16 protein-coding genes and 1 tRNA gene are annotated in these 21045 nt (G+C 34.0%); 8 read left to right on the top strand and 9 right to left on the bottom strand.

Annotation, left to right across the window (positions count from 1 at the left end; translation table 11 throughout):
- The 8 genes from glyA to P8H68_RS01380 all read right to left on the bottom strand — a co-directional run.
- Positions 1 to 1257 (bottom strand): serine hydroxymethyltransferase (gene glyA, locus P8H68_RS01415; protein WP_300320675.1); only part of this gene is annotated, 1257 nt, incomplete at its 3' end.
- 129 nt (positions 1258 to 1386) lie between these two features.
- Entirely contained in the window at positions 1387 to 2034 is a 648-nt protein-coding gene (locus tag P8H68_RS01410) for a hypothetical protein (RefSeq protein WP_300320673.1), read from the bottom strand.
- A gap of 166 nt (positions 2035 to 2200) precedes the next feature.
- Entirely contained in the window at positions 2201 to 2596 is a 396-nt protein-coding gene (locus P8H68_RS01405) for a YchJ family metal-binding protein (protein WP_300320672.1), read from the bottom strand.
- On the bottom strand, positions 2593 to 2757 hold the full coding sequence (locus P8H68_RS01400) for a hypothetical protein (protein WP_300320670.1): 165 nt from the start codon (positions 2755 to 2757) through the stop codon (positions 2593 to 2595). The genes P8H68_RS01405 and P8H68_RS01400 overlap by 4 nt, the downstream gene beginning before the upstream one ends.
- A 1-nt stretch (position 2758) precedes the next feature.
- Positions 2759 to 4096 (bottom strand): TolC family protein, encoded by a 1338-nt coding sequence (locus tag P8H68_RS01395; protein ID WP_300320668.1) that lies wholly within the window; start codon positions 4094 to 4096, stop codon positions 2759 to 2761.
- Positions 4093 to 7251, bottom strand: a complete 3159-nt coding sequence (locus P8H68_RS01390) for an efflux RND transporter permease subunit (RefSeq protein ID WP_300320665.1) — start codon at positions 7249 to 7251, stop codon at positions 4093 to 4095. Before P8H68_RS01390 ends, P8H68_RS01395 begins: the two co-directional genes overlap by 4 nt.
- A gap of 5 nt (positions 7252 to 7256) precedes the next feature.
- Complete coding sequence (locus P8H68_RS01385; RefSeq protein WP_300320662.1) at positions 7257 to 8375, bottom strand: HlyD family efflux transporter periplasmic adaptor subunit; 1119 nt, start codon at positions 8373 to 8375, stop codon at positions 7257 to 7259.
- Positions 8376 to 8613: 238 nt separating this feature from the next.
- Positions 8614 to 8691: transfer RNA gene (locus P8H68_RS01380), tRNA-Val, on the bottom strand.
- A gap of 258 nt (positions 8692 to 8949) precedes the next feature.
- Between P8H68_RS01380 and P8H68_RS01375 the strand changes: the two genes are divergently transcribed.
- The 8 genes from P8H68_RS01375 (at position 8950) to P8H68_RS01340 (ending at position 19785) form a co-directional block, all read left to right on the top strand.
- On the top strand, positions 8950 to 11865 hold the full coding sequence (locus P8H68_RS01375) for an FAD-binding and (Fe-S)-binding domain-containing protein (RefSeq protein WP_300320659.1): 2916 nt from the start codon (positions 8950 to 8952) through the stop codon (positions 11863 to 11865).
- A 330-nt stretch (positions 11866 to 12195) separates the two neighbouring features.
- The gene (locus tag P8H68_RS01370) at positions 12196 to 13737 is read left to right on the top strand and encodes a right-handed parallel beta-helix repeat-containing protein (protein WP_300320656.1); all 1542 of its coding nucleotides are present in this window, start codon (positions 12196 to 12198) and stop codon (positions 13735 to 13737) included.
- A 54-nt stretch (positions 13738 to 13791) separates the two neighbouring features.
- Entirely contained in the window at positions 13792 to 15069 is a 1278-nt protein-coding gene (locus tag P8H68_RS01365; protein WP_300320654.1) for a T9SS type A sorting domain-containing protein, read from the top strand.
- Between the two features lie 246 nt (positions 15070 to 15315).
- On the top strand, positions 15316 to 15972 hold the full coding sequence (locus P8H68_RS01360; RefSeq protein ID WP_300320651.1) for an NAD(P)H-binding protein: 657 nt from the start codon (positions 15316 to 15318) through the stop codon (positions 15970 to 15972).
- A 14-nt stretch (positions 15973 to 15986) separates the two neighbouring features.
- Complete coding sequence (locus P8H68_RS01355) at positions 15987 to 17018, top strand: DUF4421 family protein (RefSeq protein ID WP_300320648.1); 1032 nt, start codon at positions 15987 to 15989, stop codon at positions 17016 to 17018.
- 49 nt (positions 17019 to 17067) lie between these two features.
- On the top strand, positions 17068 to 18525 hold the full coding sequence (locus P8H68_RS01350; RefSeq protein ID WP_300320646.1) for a transporter substrate-binding domain-containing protein: 1458 nt from the start codon (positions 17068 to 17070) through the stop codon (positions 18523 to 18525).
- Between the two features lie 69 nt (positions 18526 to 18594).
- Complete coding sequence (locus tag P8H68_RS01345) at positions 18595 to 19464, top strand: tetratricopeptide repeat protein (RefSeq protein WP_300320644.1); 870 nt, start codon at positions 18595 to 18597, stop codon at positions 19462 to 19464.
- Positions 19465 to 19473: 9 nt separating this feature from the next.
- A complete protein-coding gene (locus tag P8H68_RS01340; protein ID WP_300320641.1) occupies positions 19474 to 19785 on the top strand; it encodes a Dabb family protein in 312 nt (103 codons plus the stop codon).
- Between the two features lie 36 nt (positions 19786 to 19821).
- On the opposite strand, the gene P8H68_RS01335 is transcribed toward P8H68_RS01340, so the two are convergent.
- Positions 19822 to 21045 (bottom strand): ABC transporter ATP-binding protein (locus tag P8H68_RS01335; protein ID WP_300320639.1); only part of this gene is annotated, 1224 nt, incomplete at its 5' end.

The following is a 21045-nucleotide window of genomic DNA, read 5'->3' as shown; positions in this document are numbered from 1 at the left end:
TCTTCCGCTCATTAATTTATTTACTTTTTCTCCAACTGCCTCTAAAACAGCTTCGTCTTCGAAGTTCACAATTACCTCATCAATTAAATCAACAACTGTTGACATTTCATCAGCTTTCAATCCACGTGTAGTAACTGCAGCAGCTCCAATACGGATACCTGAAGTTACAAATGGTGATTTATCATCAAAAGGAACCATGTTTTTATTTACCGTAATATCCGCTTTTACCAATGCCTCTTCAGCATCTTTACCAGATAAGTTTTTGTTACGTAAATCAATCAACATACAGTGATTGTCAGTACCTCCTGAAATAATTTTATATCCTTTTGCTACAAAAGCAGCGGCCAAAGCAGCAGCATTTTCTTTTACTTGAACTTGGTAGTGTAAAAAGTTATCTGTCAATGCCTCACCAAAAGCGATTGCCTTTGCAGCAATCACATGCTCTAGAGGTCCACCTTGCATTCCTGGGAATACAGCTGAATTTAACAATCCTGACATTTTACGTAATTTTCCACTTTTTAAAGTGATTCCCATTTTATTATCAAAATCCTGTCCCATCATAATCATCCCTCCTCTAGGACCTCTTAAAGTCTTATGAGTAGTTGTTGTTACAAAATGACAGTGAGGCATTGGGTCATTTAACAAACCTTTTGCAATCATCCCCGCAGGGTGTGAAATATCTGCTAACAAATAAGCATCTACACTATCAGCGATTTCTCTAAAACGAGCAAAATCAATATCTCTAGAATAAGAAGAAGCTCCTGCAATAATAATTTTCGGTTTTTCTTCTAAAGCTATTTTTTGAATATTATCATAGTCTAAACGACCTGTTTCTTCCTCAACTCCGTAAAAAGAAGTCTTGTAAGTTTTTCCTGAGAAATTTACGGGAGAACCATGAGTTAAGTGACCTCCATGAGAAAGATCAAAACCTAACATTTTATCACCTGGATTTAATACCGCTAAAAAAACAGCAGCATTTGCTTGAGAACCTGAATGAGGCTGAACATTTACATAAGCAGCACCAAATAATTCTTTAGCTCTGTCAATAGCAATTTGCTCAACAACATCTACTACTTCACAACCACCATAATAACGCTTTCCAGGGTATCCTTCAGCATATTTATTAGTCAACACAGAACCTTGTGCTTCCATTACTTGCTCACTAACAAAATTTTCAGAAGCGATTAATTCTAACCCCTCTAATTGTCTTTCTTTTTCGTCTTGTACTAAGTCGAAGATGATTTGATCACGTTGCATCTTTTAAGATTTACAGTTTATAAAAATAAAGTGCAAATTTACAATTTTAGTTTCAAATAAAAGTGAAAAAAATAATTATATAATCCTGACTTTAAAAACTTTTTAACACCTAAAAACCAATCAATTACATCAATCTAAAGAGGTAAATTTAAAATAATCAAATAAAACGTAATTATCTTGAGTCGTAGGTTTGTCTCCAATAAAATGAATATTTTCTAAGCTACAGTATGCCTCAAACTTATGTCTTTTTCCATATGTCAGTTGCAACTCTTGCAACAATACACCATTTAACAACCATTTTACTAAATATTTGTTGTTCTTACCACGCTGTATTCGAAGAGTTAGCTTATACCACTGTTCTCTATCTATTTTTTCAATTTTTGATTTGTAAGGATTCTTTTGAGAACTACAGAACAGTAAAAGCTCATTATCATTTGCACCTACTTTGGTTCTATCCTTTTTACTTCCTGAACCAATTTCAAAATCTAACTCATGTTCGTTATCAGCATATAAAAAGGCACCTATACTACAATTTTCATATAATTTCATTTTAGGAACATATACATGCCAATCGTATTCTCCAAAAGATAGATTTGTTTTATTGAAAACTATCTTCACTCTTTCCTCAGTTCCTTCTGTTGTTTTCAACCGAATGGAATGTCTATCTAAAAAATAGTTGGTATAATTGATATTTTGAGAACCGTTACTCCAAAATCTTTTAAAGTTAATTTCATCCTCAAAGTTTTCTTCGTATGCTTGTAATTCTTTAAAAAACATTTTCTCTTTAAAAACTTCTGTTTTTAAACAAGATGTAAAAAATAATAAGACAGAAAGTTTAAAGAGATTCCTCATAGCCAACTCTAGAATTGCTTGTCTTTTAAAGTTACTAAAAAATTGTAAACAAACTCAAGTACCCGAAAACTAGAAAACAATAAAGAATATTTTACAGCTGAGATTTGTATTTCCATAAACCAGATACCTTTTCGAAATAGGAATTTTCATGGATGATAGACACTCTTGAATTTTCATAAAAATATGCCTTGAATTCCACAGTTCCTTCTGTATCTATTGAAGTTCCTTTGGTAGAGTTCAAAACCTCTAGTTTTATCCAATCTACACTTTTAGCCCACTCTTCTATCTCGATAGCTTCCTTTTTTGAGGGACGTGTTTTAGGATGATGACTTTTTTGAAGATATTGACCATTCCCTTTAACAAAAGCAACATATCTAGAACGCATCAAATCTTCGGCAGTTTCTGCTTCTTTTTTACTTTTATGAATCAAAGCACAACAATCCTGATAGATTTTATTTCTTCCGCACGGACAATCAACAATTTTCATGATTCCTTTTCGTTTTTAAGTTCGTTATGTTTTTTAACCAACTCCTTTAAACGCTTTTGCCTCGTTAATTTTTCTTCTCGTTGTTTGTTCAACTTACGATTCATCAACTTTGTATGCTTAGATTTGTTTTTAGTATTCTTTTCTTTTCCTTTTTTAGGCATCTTAAAACTGTTTGTTCGCAATAATTTCTCCAGCTAACTGAAGCAATACAAGCTCTGCTGTTTTCGCAGCATATTTAGCTGCGCTATAAGTCAATTCTGCATTGACCAAATTTACTTGCGCCAACCTGAAATCAATAGAACTGATCTGACCTAGTTTGTAATATTCCGTAGAACGCTCAAAGTTCAATTTATTTGTCTCTACATTTACTTTTTGAACTTTTAGAGTAAATAATGCATTTTGATAAATCTCCCAAGCATTATTTACATCTCGTTTTAAAAATTCTTCTTGCTGATCTTTTTGAGTTTCTAAACGGTCTACCGCTATTTTAGCATTTCTAACACGAGTTGTTGTACTTCCTCCATCAAACAAGTTCCATGTCAACCCAACTCCAGCATTCAAACCATTTTGATAACGTTCAACTGTACTAAATGGATTGTCAGGATTGAAAGGATCACTATAATTTTTTGACCAAGCATAAGAACTCGTCAAACTTACATTTGGCATCCAACCAGAATTGTTAATTTTAACATCGTATTCTCCTAATTCTAAAGCCTTTTCTGCTTGCAAATAATCTACATTATTCTCAATTGATTTGTCTAGAACATTTTCTAAATACAAATCGTCCAAATAAACAATCGTTGTATCGACGGATACTTCATTATTTACATCAGCTCCCAATACTATGTTCAAATCTCTTTTAGCATTTGCCAACTCCCTATGAACACCTAAATAAGTAATACTATCATTATTTAAATCAACCTCAGCATTCAACACATCTAACTTGGTATTCTGACCGTAATCAGAACCATACACAGCCCTTTTCAATCGCTCCTTCGATATCTCTAAGGTTTGTTTCTGATTATCCAGATTCTCCGTCAATCTCGCAACTTCATAATAGGCAGAAAACAAGGTAATCAATGTGTTTTCTAAAACCGACCTAGCCTGTAATTCCGTTAGGTTATAGGTTTCTTTCAATTTACCATAGGTATAATATCTACCCAAACCATTGAACAGAGTATAATTAATACCAACAGAAGCATTCAAGTTTTTTGATTCCAAATCATTTGCCGGAATAACATCCCCTGAGATTTGAGTCGCTTCCGAATCATTTATATCATAAGTAGCATTTGCATTGGTAAATAATGTTGGCAAATAACCACTGTTATACAAACTTGCATTGTTTTTAGCTGTTTCCAGACTGTTTTCAGTCAGAATGATATCATAATTGTTCTCCAATGTTTGCAATATAGCCTCTTCTTTGGTAAGCAAATCTTGCGCTGATGTATTAGAAACCACAGCAAGAAATAAAACGAATATCAATAACCTTTCTTTTCTCATATTTCTATTTCTTTTTGTTCGTATTCCATTTCTTTGATCGCTCTTTCCACAGATTCTCTTGTTGGTTTTTCTCCAGAGAAAAACCACTTGACATACACCTTCACATAATTCGCGAAAGACAATAATATTGGCAACGTTAATAGCGTTAAAAAGGTTGCAATGATGATTCCATAAGCAATAGAAATAGCCATTGGAATTAAAAACTGAGCCTGTCTACTCGTTTCAAAGATTAAAGGAACCAAACCTGCTACAGTTGTAATAGTAGTCAGAAATATTGCTCTAAATCTAGATTTCCCTGCTTTATGCAGAGCTTCATCAAACAACATTCCCTCCTTTAAGTAAGAATTAAATTTACTAATCAACACCAAACCATCATTCACCATAATTCCTATCAAGGCAATAATACCCAACATGGACAGCATGTTTACAGGGAAATTATGAATATAATGTCCCCAACCAACACCAACAAAACTAATCGGTACCATTAACAACAACATAAACGGTTGTCCATAAGATCTAAACGTAAAGACGATAACAATATAAATCAACAGTAAAATAATTCCTCCCACTGTTGGAATATTGCTCATCACCTTTGCCGCCTCTCTATTCTGTCCTTCGTATAAAACAGAGACTTGTGGATATTTAGCCAACATATCAGCAATCACGGTAGATTTCATCTCTTGCAGCACTTCCGTAGCAGAAGCTTTATCATCTTTTAAATCAGCTTCAATTCTAATTTCTCTCAATCCATTCAAATGGTTTATTTTAATTTCACCACGTTCAATTTCATAAGTCGCCACCTCAGAAAAAGCCACTTTAGCCCCAGTTGGTGTGGCAATTCTCATATCGTCTAAATTTTTAATTGAAGAACGTTCTTCTCTATTGTAACGCACCCAGATTTTTATTTCATCCTGACCTCTTTGAAAACGTTGAATTTGATATCCAAAAAATCCACTTCTTACTTGAGACATAATATCTTGGTACGTCAACCCCAGCAGATAAGCACTTTCTTTCAATTTTATCTTGATCTCCTTAATTCCTTGTGGATCGTTATCTGAAATATCTTTCAGAATAGGATTGTTGGTAAAATCTAGCTTTAATTCTTCTTTTGCTTGTTTTAGCTGGTCAATGTCGTTTGACAATAATGAAACAGAAATAGGACTTCCACCAAATCTACCTCCTGAACCAAACACCAAAGACTCCACTCCATAGACAGGTCCCACTGCAGTTCGGAAAGCATTGGCTACCTCAATTGCATTAAAATCTCTTGTTTGTCCTGGTAATAAATTCACATTCAAAGAAGCCGTTGAAGTACCTGCTCCCAACCTTTTAATCACGTTGTCTACTACAGATAGATTCCCGGTCTGTTTTGCTGTAAGCTCAGCATTCACCTCCCATACTTTATCTTCTATCATACCAATAATAGAGTCCGTTATTTTCTCATTTGTACCTTGTGGCATTTGTAAAGATATGGCAACCCTATCACTAGCAATGTTTGGAAAAAATGTGGCTCTAATCAATCCTCCTTTAAAAGCTCCTAGAGTAATGATAAACAAGGCTATTGGAATTACAATTCCTAAGAATTTATTTTTCAATACAAATTTCAAAGAAGGTCCATACATACGATCACGCATGTAATCCATCACCTTTTCTGCATGCTTATTAATTACATTTACTTTTTCATTTCTATCCAAAGCTTTCGAATGTGCCACGTGAGCCGGCAAAATAATCAAAGCTTCCACCAAAGAAACCACAAGCGTTAGAGCAACTACGGTTGCGACCTCACTAAAATATTCTCCTAACCTACCATCAAGATAAAAGAATACAGAAAAGGCCAAAATAGTAGTGAAAATTGCCGAAAAGATAGGTGGTACTACTTCCATTGTACCATCTATGGCGGCACGAACAGGGTTTTTACCTTGTTCATAATGATGGTAAATATTTTCTGAAATCACAATTCCATCATCCACCAAAATACCAATTACAATAATCATCCCGAAAAGAGACAACACATTGATGGTAACGTTAAAATAGCCCGCCAACATAAACATCCCAAAAAAGGCAACGGGCAATCCTGCTGCAACCCATAAGGCCAAACGAGGTCGTAAAAAGAGCGATAAAAACAACAATACTAACAACATTCCTTGCCAAGCATTGGTAAATAATAATTTGGTTCTCTCTACCAAGGTGATTGAAGAATCTCTAGCCACTACAAGCTCCACATTATCGTGTCTTAGATTGAACTCTTCAATATATTCGTTAACTTTTTCTGCAGTCCCAATTAAATCTTCACTATTGGTATTATCCACACGAACTTTCACAGATAAATCTCCGTTGTAATACAATCTATTCGGGGATTCATTCCATCTATCTGAAACCTCAGCAATGTCTTTCAATCGAATCACCCTTCCATTTTGGTCTGCTCTTACCACGATAGAATTCATATCAATTCCATAATACGATCTATTCTTGGCACGAATTAAAAACTCCTCTGAACTAGTTTTAACAGATCCACCTGAAGTAAGAATGTTATTTTTTGAAACAGCTTGTGCAACATCAGCAAAAGTCAAATCAAAAGCACGTAATGCACTTTCACTAACTGCAATTTCTATTTCTTCCTCTGGGAAGCCCGTAATTGAAATTTGTGAAACACCATCCATTCTCCTCAAATCATTTTCAATTTCCCTTGAGAAGGTTTTTAGTGATTTTAAGGGGATGTCATTTCCTGTAATTACAAAACTGATCGTTTCCCTAATACGCTCCACTTTTGCCACCACCGGCGGTTCCATTCCAGTAGGGAAATTAGGCACTTTATCTACTGCATTTTTAACATCCGCTAAAACTACATTGATATCATAGCCCTTGATGATTTCAATAGAAATAGAGGAAGAATTTTCCTTTGAAGTAGATGTAATTCTATCGATACCAACGATTCCTTTTAAATTGTCTTCAATTTTCAATACAACTCCTTCTTCCATTTCTAAAGGGGAAGCACCTGGATACGCTACATTTACTGATATTTGATCAGAATCCGATAAAGGAAAAAAAGATGAATTTAAATTGGAATATCCCAAAATCCCCAACAAAACAAAGGCGATGATAATGATATTTACAGAGACGGGGTATTTTATAAAATAAGAAATTAATTTTTTCATACCTGTTACTCTTTGGAAGTATTATATTTCTTGGCTGGCATTCCGTCAAAGGCTCCCAATACAGGTTTCGCTATTAAATCTGTACCATCAGGTATTCCTTTTACAATAACCGAGTTTCTTTTGTAATATATTGGAGTCACAGGTATTCTTTTAATAATGGAATCCTGAAAGACAAACACATGTTCTTTTTTTATCAATAAATTTCTTGGAATCTCATATGAATTTGGAACTCCTCTAGCAGTAACCTCCGCTTCTAGGTAAATACCTTCTCTAAGGTTTTTACCGTTTACTTCTATAAAAACATCTAAGGTTTGACTGCTTAAATCTATTTTTCCTCCAATTCTAACTACCTTCCCTGTAACCTTTATGGTTTCAGTCAAATTTGTTAGCTCCACTTTTTTCCCAATTCTAATATCATTGGCCAAACTCGCATTTACAGAAAGGGTCAATTCATAGGTATCCGTATTGATAAACTCTCCCATGATCTGCCCCTGACGAACCAAGGCACCTTCGTTTACATTAACCTCCGTAATAACCCCATCAAATGGAGCTTTTAAATTGTATTTCTCTAAACGAACTTCTAAATTTTTGATATTGTAATATGTTGTATAAATATCCTTAGCTGTGATAAAATATTTTTCTTTATCCGAAGAAGGTTCTGGAATGTCCTTAATTCTTTTGTCAACATCAAAATTATTTAAATAATTCACCCATTTTTCAAAGGAATCCGGATAATCCATTCTTAAGTCTGGCATAATTGACACAATCAAATTTTGAAAAATACTTTTCTGTGCTTTTAAAGTAGCAATATGTTCGTCGCTATTAATCGCCAAAAGCGTTTCTCCTTTTTTAAAAGCAACCCCTACTCTAAATTCTTTTTTTGAATTCTCTAAAACCCCTTGGACTTCAGAATACAACACCACACGATCTTTGGAGCGCAAACTTCCTTTTTCTTTAATAATAATTGGAATTTCTGAGTTTTGAACAACCTCTGTAAATACCGTTTTTTCAACCTTCGTTAAAACTCTTTTTTTCTCTTTATTGCTATTTATGAAACCTTCGTAAGCCCATATTGAAAGTGCTAGAATTACAATTCCAAGAATAACGAATCTAAATTTTCCCATGAAGTAGTATGTACGTTTTAAGTAAGACTAATTTTAACTTTTGTATCAAACAAAATACAACAATTAAATTATTTTTAATGTAAGCCATCAAAGATACAAACATCGTGCCTAAATGAGTAAGTAAGCTAGTGTTAAACAATACTTAATTTCATAGGAAATCCAAGATTTGGAAAGGAAATTAAAAAAACAAAAAAAGGGACAAAAAAAAGACCTACACAATGTGTAGGTCTTTTAAACTTGGTGGGCAATGAGGGATTCGAACCCCCGACCCCCTCGGTGTAAACGAGGTGCTCTGAACCAACTGAGCTAATTGCCCTTAGCGGTTGCAAATATAGCACCTATATTTAGATAAACAAGCGTTTCTATTGGTTTTTTTTCAGGTCTAAACCTAGATAACTTGTTAATCTTTGAGAGTGAATCATTTAGACTAATAAAAAAATATTATTTTTCAATAGGAATCAAAATGCCGTAAAATCCTAAATCATTTTAAAGAAACTTTTGCCTAAATCGAATTTAAATTCAATTATATAATTAATTTTACTTTCGATAATTACATGGTCCTTATATCTTATTTATGCCAACAGAAGAATACTTCAATCCATTACGCAAAAAACTAAAAGGTGAGTTTTTCACAGACGAACTGTACAAAAGTATTTATGCAACCGATGCATCCGTTTACAGAAAAAAACCTTCAGCGGTTAGTATCGTCAAAGAGGAATCTGATATTATTGAATTATTATCCTTTGCAAATAAGCATAAAATTGGGCTGACTCCCAGAACTGCAGGAACTTCTTTGGCGGGTCAATGTGTAACCGACGGAATTGTAGTCGATACATCAAAATACCTGAATAAGATTATTTCTTTTAACGAAAATGAACAAACCGTTACGATACAACCTGGAGTTATTAGAGACGATCTAAACAGATACTTAAAACCTTTTGGCCTGTTCTTTGGTCCAAATACCTCTACCTCTAACCGATGTATGATTGGAGGTATGGTTGGTAACAATTCATCCGGAACAACTTCCATTAGATATGGAGTTACAAGAGATAAAATCGTCGAATTAAAAACCATCCTTAGCGACGGAAGTAAAATTGTTTTTAAGGAACTAAATACCAAAGAATTTCTCTTAAAAACCAAGGAGAATTCTCTGGAAGGACGTATATATAAAAACATATTCGAAGAACTAAGTAGCAAAGAACAGCAAGCACAAATACATAAAGAATTTCCAAAAAAAGAAATTCACCGCAGAAACACGGGTTATGCGGTTGACTTATTGTTAGCATCTGAATTATTTGGAGGAGACAAAAAAAACATCAATTTGGCTCAGTTACTCTGCGGAAGTGAAGGAACGCTAGCTTTTACCACAGAGATTACTCTTAAACTAGACCGCCTACCTCCTACGCATAACATAATGATTGGAGCACACTTTGAAAGTATTCAAGAAAGTCTTGAAGCTGTAGTTACCGTAATGAAACATAAGCTGTACAATTGCGAACTGATGGATAAAATTATTCTTGACTGTACCAAGAACAATGCAGACCAGAAAAAAAACAGATTCTTTTTAAAAGGAGATCCAGAAGCAATTTTAATGCTAGAAGTAGCTTCAGATTCACCAGAGGAGACTGAAAAGTTAGCGGATGCTCTTATTTCTGATTTGAAGCAAAATAATTTTGGGTATCATTTCCCTAAAATACATGGTACTGAAATTCAAAAAGTACATGAACTAAGAAAAGCTGGACTTGGATTGTTAGGAAATATTATTGGAGATCCAAAGGCTGTTGCTTGTATTGAAGACACCGCAGTTGTGTTGGAGGATTTACCGGTTTATATATCTGAATTCACCAAAATGATGGATGCATATGGACAACAAGCTGTTTATTATGCTCATGCCGGTGCTGGGGAAATTCACCTACGCCCAATTTTAAATCTCAAGAAAAAGGAAGACGTAAAACTATTTAGAGAAATTACCACTGCTACGGCTAAATTGGTAAAAAAATATAACGGTTCCTTTAGCGGTGAACATGGTGATGGGATAGTTCGCTCGGAATTTATTCCTTTGATGATTGGTGATAAAAACTATGAAATTTTAAAAAGAATAAAATCAACCTTTGACCCGAATCACATTCTTAATCCTGGAAAAATTATTGATTCTTTCTCCATGGATACTGATTTAAGGTATATTCCTGAAAGAAAAGAGCCAGCAATCACAACGTTCTTAGATTTTTCTGACAATCAAGGAATATTGCGTTTGACTGAAAAATGCAACGGATCTGGAGATTGTAGAAAATCGGCGGAAGCCGGTGGTACCATGTGTCCAAGTTACCGCGCTACGAGAGATGAGAAAAACACCACACGCGCAAGAGCGAACGCTCTAAGAGAATTCTTAACCAATAGTGATCACACCAACAAATTCAATCACCAAGAATTATATGAAGCCTTTGACCTTTGTTTGAACTGTAAAGGATGTACTAGTGAATGCCCAAGTAACGTAGACGTATCTGTTCTAAAAGCAGAATTTTTACACCAATATTACAAAAGTAATTCTCCTAGTTTGAGGACAAAGCTTTTCGCTTATAATGAAAAATACAACCAACTAGGAAGCATCGTACCTGGGATTACAAATTATTTATTGAATAAAAATTTTGTAAAAAACATCTTGGGAATTAGTAAAAACAGAGAACTTCCTAAGATAAACAAAGAAACGCTTCTGAGTCATTATAAAAAGAATAAAGACTCCTTATATTTTCCTTCTAATAAAATTGGCTCCGTTTACGTTTTTTGTGATGAGTTCACCAATTATTTTGATGTTTCGGCTGGTATTGCAACGTTAAAAATATTGACACGACTAGGCTATGAACCAAAAATCATCAATCATGCAGAGTCTGGAAGAAGCGCCATCTCCAAGGGCTTACTCTCTTTCGCCAAAGAAAAAGCAGAAGAAAATATTGAAATTTTCCAAAAGCTAATTTCCAAAGAAACACCCCTTATTGGAATTGAACCATCCGCTATTCTAACTTTTAGAGATGAATACCAACGATTGGCAAATGACAAAGATAAAGCAGCACAAATTTCTGAAAACACCTTCACCATTGAAGAATTTTTAGCTAGCTGCATTGAAAAAAATATTTTGTCTCATGAAATTTTTACGAAAGAAGAAAAAACAGTAAAAATACATGGCCATTGTCATCAAAAATCTTTGAGTTCTACCTCTCCTGTGTTTCATATTTTAAACCTTCCAAAAAATTACAAAGTAACTATTTTAAATACGGGATGTTGTGGTATGGCAGGCTCTTTTGGTTACGAAGAAGAACATTATGATATCAGTATGCAGATAGGAGAAGATACCTTATTTCCTAAACTAAGAAAATTAGACAGTTCCGTGATCATAGCTGCTTCTGGAACTAGTTGTAGACATCAAATAAAAGATGGAGTTGATAAAACGGCAAAACATCCTGTAGAAATTCTTTACAATGCAATGATTAAATAATACTGTAAATTATTTATCCAAAAGATTGTCTAAGCATAATCTCATCAATGAATCTAACCTTCCTTATTAATTTATTGTCTTTTCTAAGCTCATATAATCAGTTTTAACAGTATCAAATTTCATTTAGAGAACCAGACTCTTATTACAAAAAAAGAAAAATATCAATTTACTCGTTACACCAAATTGCTAATAATAAATGCTGACTCTAGCACAAGAAACCTAAATGCATAGCAAAAGTTTACTGTGTTATTTTTTGCATAAAATGTGCTATTACGACACAAAACGGATTCTACATTCTTTTATTTTTGATGACAACCAAATCAACTATAAATGAAAAAAATCATCAAACTAATCTACTTACTAATATTCATCTATTCTGCTCAAATTGAAGCACAAAAAACATATTTCGTATCCCCCACTCAATTAGGAGACGATTCACTTAATGATGGACTCAGCAGCAACACTCCATACAGAACAATTGAGAAAGCTCTTCAAGGATTTACCTCAAATGAAGGCGGAACTATATATTTATTAGAAGGAATCTATACCGAAGAAGTTACTATTGAGAAAAATGGTATTCATTTAAGAACTTATAACAATTCCAATGCTGTATTTGATGGAACCACTACCATCTCAACCACTTGGACCCAACATGAAGGAAACATCTATAAAACAGCAGTATCACAAGATATTTGGCAGTTGTTTATAAACAATGAAGAAAAGGTGATGGCACGTTGGCCAAATACAGGTTTTGAGAACAATGCCATTTATGAAAACGAAAACTGGGCACAAGGAAATGCTAGTACAGGATCAAATGGAACCATGGTGGATAAAACAGAACTTTCTGTGGGAGACATAACTTCCATTGGACCAATTCAAGATGCACTGATCATTGCAAACGTTGGATCTTTTCGAACCTATGTAAAGTCCGTTACTTCTAATGTAACAAATAAAACGTTTACCTATGAAAGTGTAAGTAGCTATAAAACTAAAGAACATTATTATTTTTTGGAAGGAAAATTGTCATTTTTAGATGCTTCCAACGAGTGGTTTTTTGCCAAAGAAGGCAACCAGAGATACATTTATGCTTGGAGCGCAACTGGTGACGGATCCGATTTGGAAGCCGCAACCATTAAAGGAAAAACACAATCCTATGCGATAGACATAACAAACGCAGAAAATGTAACTGTTTCAGATATCAAGTTTTTTGCTACTACAGTCCGTATTCAAAATGGTCAAGGAATACAAATCCTAGATAATGTTTTTAGTTTTCCCAATTGTTCAAAAAGAATGTTAGGAGTAAAAACGCCTCCTTTGGTAACAAGTATTGACCAAAGTTTATCTACAGGCTCATTGACAAATTTTGGGAGTAGCAATTGCGTGTTTGACGGAAATGTATTTGAATATACCGATGGAGAAGGATTGATACTATCGGGAAACAATCACCAAGTACTTAACAACTATTTTCATCATATTGATTATTCATGTGCTGAAATTCAAGGAATTGGACTTAGTATATATTGTACGGGTTCTAACCTTATCTTCGACAATAATATTATTCATACTACAGGAGCTTCAGCGACACTTAACCTGGGAGATGCCGCAAAAATCAGATATAATGACATCTCAAACACTGGATTAGCTCAAAGCGATGGTTCCATTGTACAAATCACTAAAAATATTGTGGAAGGCTCTGAAACAGCATACAATTGGTTGCATGACACAGGCAAATACGGATTTAGATTTGATGCAGAAGTAGGAAATTCTGGTGACGCAGGAATCAAAGGCTTAGCGCATCATAATGTAATATGGAATTTAGGTGATGCTGCACATAATTCAGGAGGAATTGGTATGATGATCAAAGGAGAATAACAAGAAATTTACAACAATACTTGCTTTGATAATCTAAAAATCGATATTAATATTTTGGAAGAGGATATTGGTGGCGGACTTACCACAAACATGCAAACTATTACCCGTAACAATGCAGCAGATAGAATTTCAAATCACAGGACTCAAGTAAATACATTTCCTGGTGTTCAGTCAAATAACACGTATGCTGGTGTAAACGATAATAACGACCAATTGATTAGTGGACTACTAACAAACACCTCCGTTGTTTATAACGAAAATAAAGTAATTGAAAACCGATCATTATACGATTTTAGACCAAAAGCATCGAGCAGCTCATTAATAGAACAAGGACTGGAAATAACATCACCTGTATATAGTAGTTTAGTCGTTGATATTACTGCAGGATTCGAAGGAGCCGCTCCAGATAGAGGAGCCTATGAGTATAATGGAGAAAAATGGATTCCTGGAATAGATTTCACACCCACTCTTTACCCATGGACCTGGCCTGAAGGTGGGATTCCACCACCGATAGAAAACGAATATTCAAGTGGATTTATCAACCATCATAATTTTGAACATGATGATGCAGGGTTGTATTGGGACACCACTGGGACCGGAATATATGGTAGCATTACCTCAAACATTGTGCATAGCGGCGATAACGCTTATACACTCGTTGGACCGAATGTGAATTGGGATGGGGTTGACAATAAAACAAATCAAAATAAAGCGGTTTTACTGAGTGATACAGCATTCGAATACAGTCCTGAATTCACAAATTCAAACATTGCGATCACCACTTCCTTCTGGATAAAAGTTGATCAAGACCAAGATAATGGTGCACAAGACCGAATAAAATTAATTTTTAAAGACGCCAATCAAGGAACCATTGCTACATCTCAAATTGTTGTAGGCGACCCTCAGGGAGAAAATTACATCAGTGCAAATGGAGACTGGAAAAAAATAACAGTGGTTTTTCAAGATGTTACTTACATGTCTACCTATATGACACATCTAGAATTATGGTTAGGAAACTTAAGTGGAAACATTTATGTGGATGATTTTGAATCTATCATTATTGATGGTAGTGAGTTGGGAATACCTAAAAGAACTGAAAAAGTAAAACTTGTGGTATACCCACAGCCAATAAACAACCAAGAGATACTCAAAATTAGCACCTTTGCTACAATTGAAGAGATCACATTGTTTACTATACATGGTCAACTGGTTTTTAACAGACTTGGAGATCAAAAAGAATTCCCTTTAAACAACTGTAAACCGGGAATATACATATTGAAAATAGAACTCGAAGGAAACCTTTATATCACAATAAAAATTACGATTATTTAAAAAAATCTCACTTCACATTACGTTCAAACAAGCATTTATTCTGGATCTATTATTTTCCAAATAAACGCAAGCAAACCAATTCAAATACTATAAATACTTTTATTTACATTCGAGTTTTGCATATTATTTAATTGATTCTAAAAAACTCTTGGATAAATAAAATTGGGCACTATAAACAACATTGTGATTATCTCAATGTTAATAGTTATCTTTCCCATAGCAATAAATACAACAATCGTTGAATATATGGGAAAGACGGCTATAATTATTGGAGCTACAGGAGCCACAGGAAATCATCTGTTAAGACTTTTATTACTTGACAAAAGGTATGATAGCATCAAACTTTTTTCTAGAAGCTCCTGTAAAATCAACCACCCGAAAATCAAAGAATATTTAGGGAATCTTTTTGAGCTAGAAAAACAAATTGAAGAATTTACTGCGGACGAAGTATTTTGCTGTATCGGAACCACAAAAAAACAAACTCCCGATGAAAGTATTTATAGAAAAATTGACTTTGGGATTCCTGTAACAGCGGCAAAAATCGCCAAACAAAATAAGATCCCAAAATTTTTAGTCATGTCCTCTATGGGAGCCAATAGTAAAAGCAATGCTTTTTACACAAGGACAAAAGGGGAAATGGAAGAAAGCATTTCAAACTTCAAAATTGCCAGCACCTATATTTTTAGACCTTCTTTACTCATCAGAAATTCTAAAGAAACTCGAATACTTGAATCTATTGGAGCTAGTTTTATGAAGGCAACTAACTTTTTATTTTTGGGGAGTTTAAAAAAATACAGAGCCATAAAAACAATTACTGTTGCCAGCGCCATGATTGAAGTTGCCAATTCTAAATTAGAAAGTAGCCTTTTTTTATCTGACGAAATACAAAAATTAGGAGCATAAGTATTTTATAAACAATGATGCTACATAATAAAAAAGGATTTATTTTTTTGATACCGTTTTTAACGATTGTTGTGAACTGCTTTGGACAAATAGATTCCACCAGCGTTATTGTAGAAGATGGATATATTGAAAAAATGCGTGATAAACTAGCAATTGAAAATTCATTTAATAATGAATATGAGATTTTTAAGGTAAAAACAAATGGTGTCACGTATGAAATTTCCCCTAACATCCGAACCAATTACCGAATTCAGTTGAATTATAAATTTATTTTGGCTGGCTTTCAATTCGCTCCAAAGTTATTTCCTAACAATGATGACAACGAATCCAAAGGAAAAACCAAATCCTTCAACTTAAAAATTAAATTTGTTTTAACACACTGGTTCGCAACCTTACAATACTCAAATATCCAAGGTTATTATCTTAAAAACAGCTCTGATTTCACTAATATCTCCGAAAATAATTTTATTCAATTTCCAGACTTACATTATACTGCCTACGAAATTGAAACCGGATTTATTCAAAACTCAAAATTCTCCTACAGAAGTATAACTTCTCATATGGAAAGACAACTGAAAAGTACTGGGAGTTTTATTCCTGTTCTAAAAGTAAGAAACTACATGCTAGATGATCAATCAGCAAATATAAATACTCAAAAATCAAACAATCTAGAATTTACCATCGGTCCAGGATATGCTTACAACTTTGTTTTGAAAGAAAATTTTTACACTAGCGTTGGAGCATTAGTCAGTATTGGAAATATACACACCAAGCTAACCACAAGAAGCGCTAATGACAACTCTATAACTTATCAAAACAACTTACTTACGCAATGGCAAGGAAAACTTGGCTTGGGCTATAATGGCAAAAAGTTTTATAGTGGGCTCTTTGCAACAGTATCAGATACAAATTACAAACAACAGCACACCACTGCCACAAACACTGAAACCAGAGTATTTTATAATTTATTTTTTGGTATTAGAATAAATTCACCCAAATTTTTAAAAAGAAATGTTACTAAAATAGAGGACAAACTCTCATTGTAATCACAAAAAAATAGTTGTATTTTACGTCTGACCAAACCACCATCATTTTATGAAAAGACTTTTTATTATTTCTTTATTCATCATCATATCCTCCTGCGGTTCAGATGAGCAAAAAACTAAAAAAAATGAAATAGCATCGAAGATCAAAACTACTAAAGAAGCACCTATCATCTATAAAAAAAGGAATTTCAAAGACATTAAGGAGTCTGGTGTACTTAGAGTATCTACAACCTACAGTGCTACGAGTTATTTTCTTTACAGAGGAAAAACAATGGGCTTTGAATACGAGTTGCTAGAACGTTTTGCAGAACATCTTGGGGTGCGTTTAGAAATTGTGGTAGCTAATGACATTGACAACCTAATTCCAAATCTTCAAAGCGGTAAAGTTGATTTGATGGCACATGGTTTGACGGTTACGAATGAAAGAAAAGAACTTATAAATTTCTCTGATTATATCTATCTAACCAAACAGGTATTGGTTCAAAAAAAACCAAACAACTGGAGATCCTTAAAATGGAGTACCCTAGAACGTTCCGTAATTCACGATCCTATGGAACTTTTGGATGATACTGTATCTGTAAGAGCAGAAACATCATACAGAGAAAGACTAGCTAATTTATCATCTGAATTAGGAGGCACCATACACATCGATACGCTTAGTGGTGAGCTTACTACGGATGAAATCATAAAAATGGTTGCAGAAGGAAAAATAAAATATACTGTTGCCGATGATAATATTGCAAAAATAATGGCGTCCTACTACCCTATCTTGGACATTGACGTTCCTATTAGTTTTTCCCAAAGAACCGCTTGGGCAACACGAAAAGAATCTACTGAATTACTTAGCGAATTAAACAAATGGCTTAAAAAGTCTAAGAAAAACGTGGATTATTATGTCATCTACAACAAATACTTTAAAAACAAAAAGGACTTTAAAAAAAGAATTAAAAGCAGTTTTTATAGCATCAATACTAATAAAATTAGTGTTTATGATGAGTTGATAAAAACAGAATCTGAAAAACTTGGTTGGGACTGGCGCTTAGTGGCCTCTCTAATTTATCAGGAATCTAGATTTGACCCGAAAGCAAAATCCTGGGCCGGCGCAGGTGGTTTGATGCAGATAATGCCCTCAACCGCAAAAGAGTTAGGTGTACCTAATAGATCTGACCCAAAACACAGTGTACAAGGCGGAACTAAATACCTTGCTTCGCTCTATAATAAATTTGAAGAAGCGGAAGATGAAACGCAACGACAGAAATTAGCGATGGCCTCTTACAACTGTGGATATTATCATGTATTAGATGCTCAAAAACTGGCCACAAAAAGAGGTTTAGACAAAGATATCTGGGACGGAAATGTTGAAAAAATGATCCTAGATCTAAGTCATAAAAAATACTTCTCTGATCCCGTTGTAAATTATGGTTATGTCAGAGGAATTGAACCCTATAATTATGTGAGTCAAATTTATGAGCGCTATAGCCATTACAAAGAATTCATAAAAGAATAATGTTAAGTGTAAAAAAGCCTTTTATTTTTGTATGTTTAATGTCTTAAAGTAAAAGCCAAAGATTCACTTATGAAACTCATTATCCCAATACTGTTATTTTTTGTTTGTAATAACTTGTCTGCACAAGAATACGAAGAGAAAATTGCAGAGTTAAGCTGTACCTATATCCAAGACATTGACATAAAAGAGGATATAGACAAAGGGATGAAAAAATGTATTTTACAAGCAAAGTTTGAAATTGAACAAAAACACCCTGAATTAAAACCAAAAGTTTCTATTGAGGAACTAAGAGAAAAATACAAAAATGTATTCGCCTTACTAACTAAAAACTGTAGTACTCTTACCACTAAAAGATCTGAATATAAAAAATACATAACCTACATACCATCTGCTAATAAAGAAGCTACATTTAATTTAGTCAAAGGCGACAAATTAATGACTGAAAATAAACATTCTTCTGCAATAAGTGCCTACAGAAAGGCAATTAGATTGGATGAGAATTTTGTAATGGCCTTGGATAAATTAGGTATTGCATACATTAAAAATGATGAACAAAAGAAAGCAATCAAAACTTTTAAATCCTCTTTAAAAATTCTTCCTGAAGGAGACGTTGCCTTATTTAATTTAGGAGAAGTCTACTACGATTTGGAAGACAACAAAGATGCTTCTGTTTATTTTAGTACACTTACAACCTATTTCCCTCAAATGCCACAAGGTTACTACGGCTTGGCAAAAACAGAATTTAGAGATGAAATTAACGAAGCTGCCCTACTACATAGTATTATGGCACTCAAATTTTTTCCGGAGACAAGTACAACTGAAATCAAAAAAGCCAACAGTTTAATTGATTCGATTTATGCGAACATGGATAAAAAAAATAATCTAGAGGCATTTAATGCTATCGCTAAAGAACATAATTTCACCTATAACACTAAATAACAACTTGATATGAAATCTATCAAATTTTTACACACCGTTTTATTTTGGTTAAAAGAACCTGAAAAGGACGCCAACAATTTTGAAAACAGCTTAAAGAAATTTATTGAAGACTCAAAATATGTAGATCTATCTTTTTACGGGACATCACCGAAAGCAGAAAGAGATGTGGTTGACGATTCCTTTAGCTTTAAACTAACTGTCGGATTCACTTCAAAAGAAAGACATGACGCATACCAAGTAGAAAAAGCACATATTGATTTTATAAACGAGGCAAGTCCTTTATGGGATAAAGTACTTATTTATGATGGAATAAGAGATTAAAAAAAGAGGTTTTACCCTACGTAAAACCTCTTTATTTTATATCCTACTTTGATAGGTAAACAATTCAAAATACCTACCTTCTTTTTCTATAAGTTCTTGATGTTTTCCTGATTCCACTATATTTCCTTTTTCAATCACTAAAATTTGATCCGCTTTTTGAATAGTACTCAGTCTATGGGCAATTACAAAAGTCGTTCTGTTTTTCATTAGCTCTTGTAAACTCTTCTGGATAAAACTTTCACTTTGGGTATCTAAATTAGAAGTAGCTTCATCTAAAATAATCACTTTTGGATTTGCTAAAATAGCTCTAGCAATAGAGATACGCTGTCTTTGTCCTCCAGAAAGCTTTACTCCTCTTTCCCCTATCACAGTTTCCAATCCTTCATCAAAACGATCTGTAAACTCATTTACATACGCTCCTTTTACTGCCGCTAACAATTCCTCTTCGGTAGCATCTGGCTTTGGGAATAATATATTTTCTCTAATCGTTCCTTCATATAAGAAATCATCCTGTAAAACAACCGCTAAATACTTTCTAAAGCTACTTAGATTGACAGTAGACATATCAATTCCGTCCAGTTTTACCAACCCCGAAGTTGGGTTTAAAAAAGTTGCGGCCAAACCAGCAATGGTAGATTTTCCGGAACCAGAAGATCCTACTAAAGCGGTTACAGAACCCGCTTTTGCAGAAAAATTAATACCATGTAACACCTCTTTATTTTCTTCATAACTAAAAGAAACATTTTCAAAATCTATTTCACCCTCAATCCCCTCTAGTACAACTGTTCTTTGCTCGGGATTATCTTCCTCCTCCATCTGCATCAATTCTTGAGTTCTATCCAATCCTGCCATTGCCTCTGTCAATTGACTTCCAATATTACTCATTTGGACTATGGGTGCAATCATAAACCCTAAAAACAAAGTAAAGGAAATAAACTCTCCATAGGTCATGGTATTATCCATCATAAAATAACCACCTATTCCCATAATTCCAGCAGAAGCTAAACCTAACAGAAAAGTGGAGGAACTTGTGATCAAAGCTGTAGCAGTCAAACTTTTCTTTACATTTAAAAAGATGCGCTCAACACCATTTTCAAAAGACTTACTTTCTTGCTCCTCTGCATTGAAACCTTTGATAACACGAATTCCATTCAAAGTCTCTGTCAATCTTCCCTTTACTTCCGCATTTATCTTTCCTCTATCTTTAAAAATAGGTCGGATATAACCAAAAGCCTTCAGTGCCACAAAAGCAAATATCAA

The organism is Flavicella sp. (assembly GCF_029238425.1).
Taxonomy (GTDB): domain Bacteria; phylum Bacteroidota; class Bacteroidia; order Flavobacteriales; family Flavobacteriaceae; genus Flavicella.
Note: the sequence above shows the minus strand (reverse complement) of the source record. Positions and strands in the feature narration are given on the sequence as shown.

Excerpts from the sequence above, each read along its gene's own strand:
- P8H68_RS01405 (WP_300320672.1), bottom strand. The coding sequence starts at position 2,596 with ATGAAAATTGTTGATTGTCCGTGCGGAAGAAATAAAATCTATCAGGAT.
- P8H68_RS01395 (WP_300320668.1), bottom strand. The coding sequence starts at position 4,096 with ATGAGAAAAGAAAGGTTATTGATATTCGTTTTATTTCTTGCTGTGGTT.
- P8H68_RS01370 (WP_300320656.1), top strand. The coding sequence starts at position 12,196 with ATGAAAAAAATCATCAAACTAATCTACTTACTAATATTCATCTATTCT.
- P8H68_RS01350 (WP_300320646.1), top strand. The coding sequence starts at position 17,068 with ATGAAAAGACTTTTTATTATTTCTTTATTCATCATCATATCCTCCTGC.
- P8H68_RS01355 (WP_300320648.1), top strand. The coding sequence starts at position 15,987 with ATGATGCTACATAATAAAAAAGGATTTATTTTTTTGATACCGTTTTTA.
- P8H68_RS01400 (WP_300320670.1), bottom strand. The coding sequence starts at position 2,757 with ATGCCTAAAAAAGGAAAAGAAAAGAATACTAAAAACAAATCTAAGCAT.
- P8H68_RS01360 (WP_300320651.1), top strand. The coding sequence starts at position 15,316 with ATGGGAAAGACGGCTATAATTATTGGAGCTACAGGAGCCACAGGAAAT.
- P8H68_RS01345 (WP_300320644.1), top strand. The coding sequence starts at position 18,595 with ATGAAACTCATTATCCCAATACTGTTATTTTTTGTTTGTAATAACTTG.
- P8H68_RS01375 (WP_300320659.1), top strand. The coding sequence starts at position 8,950 with ATGCCAACAGAAGAATACTTCAATCCATTACGCAAAAAACTAAAAGGT.
- P8H68_RS01410 (WP_300320673.1), bottom strand. The coding sequence starts at position 2,034 with ATGTTTTTTAAAGAATTACAAGCATACGAAGAAAACTTTGAGGATGAA.
- P8H68_RS01340 (WP_300320641.1), top strand. The coding sequence starts at position 19,474 with ATGAAATCTATCAAATTTTTACACACCGTTTTATTTTGGTTAAAAGAA.
- P8H68_RS01385 (WP_300320662.1), bottom strand. The coding sequence starts at position 8,375 with ATGGGAAAATTTAGATTCGTTATTCTTGGAATTGTAATTCTAGCACTT.
- P8H68_RS01390 (WP_300320665.1), bottom strand. The coding sequence starts at position 7,251 with ATGAAAAAATTAATTTCTTATTTTATAAAATACCCCGTCTCTGTAAAT.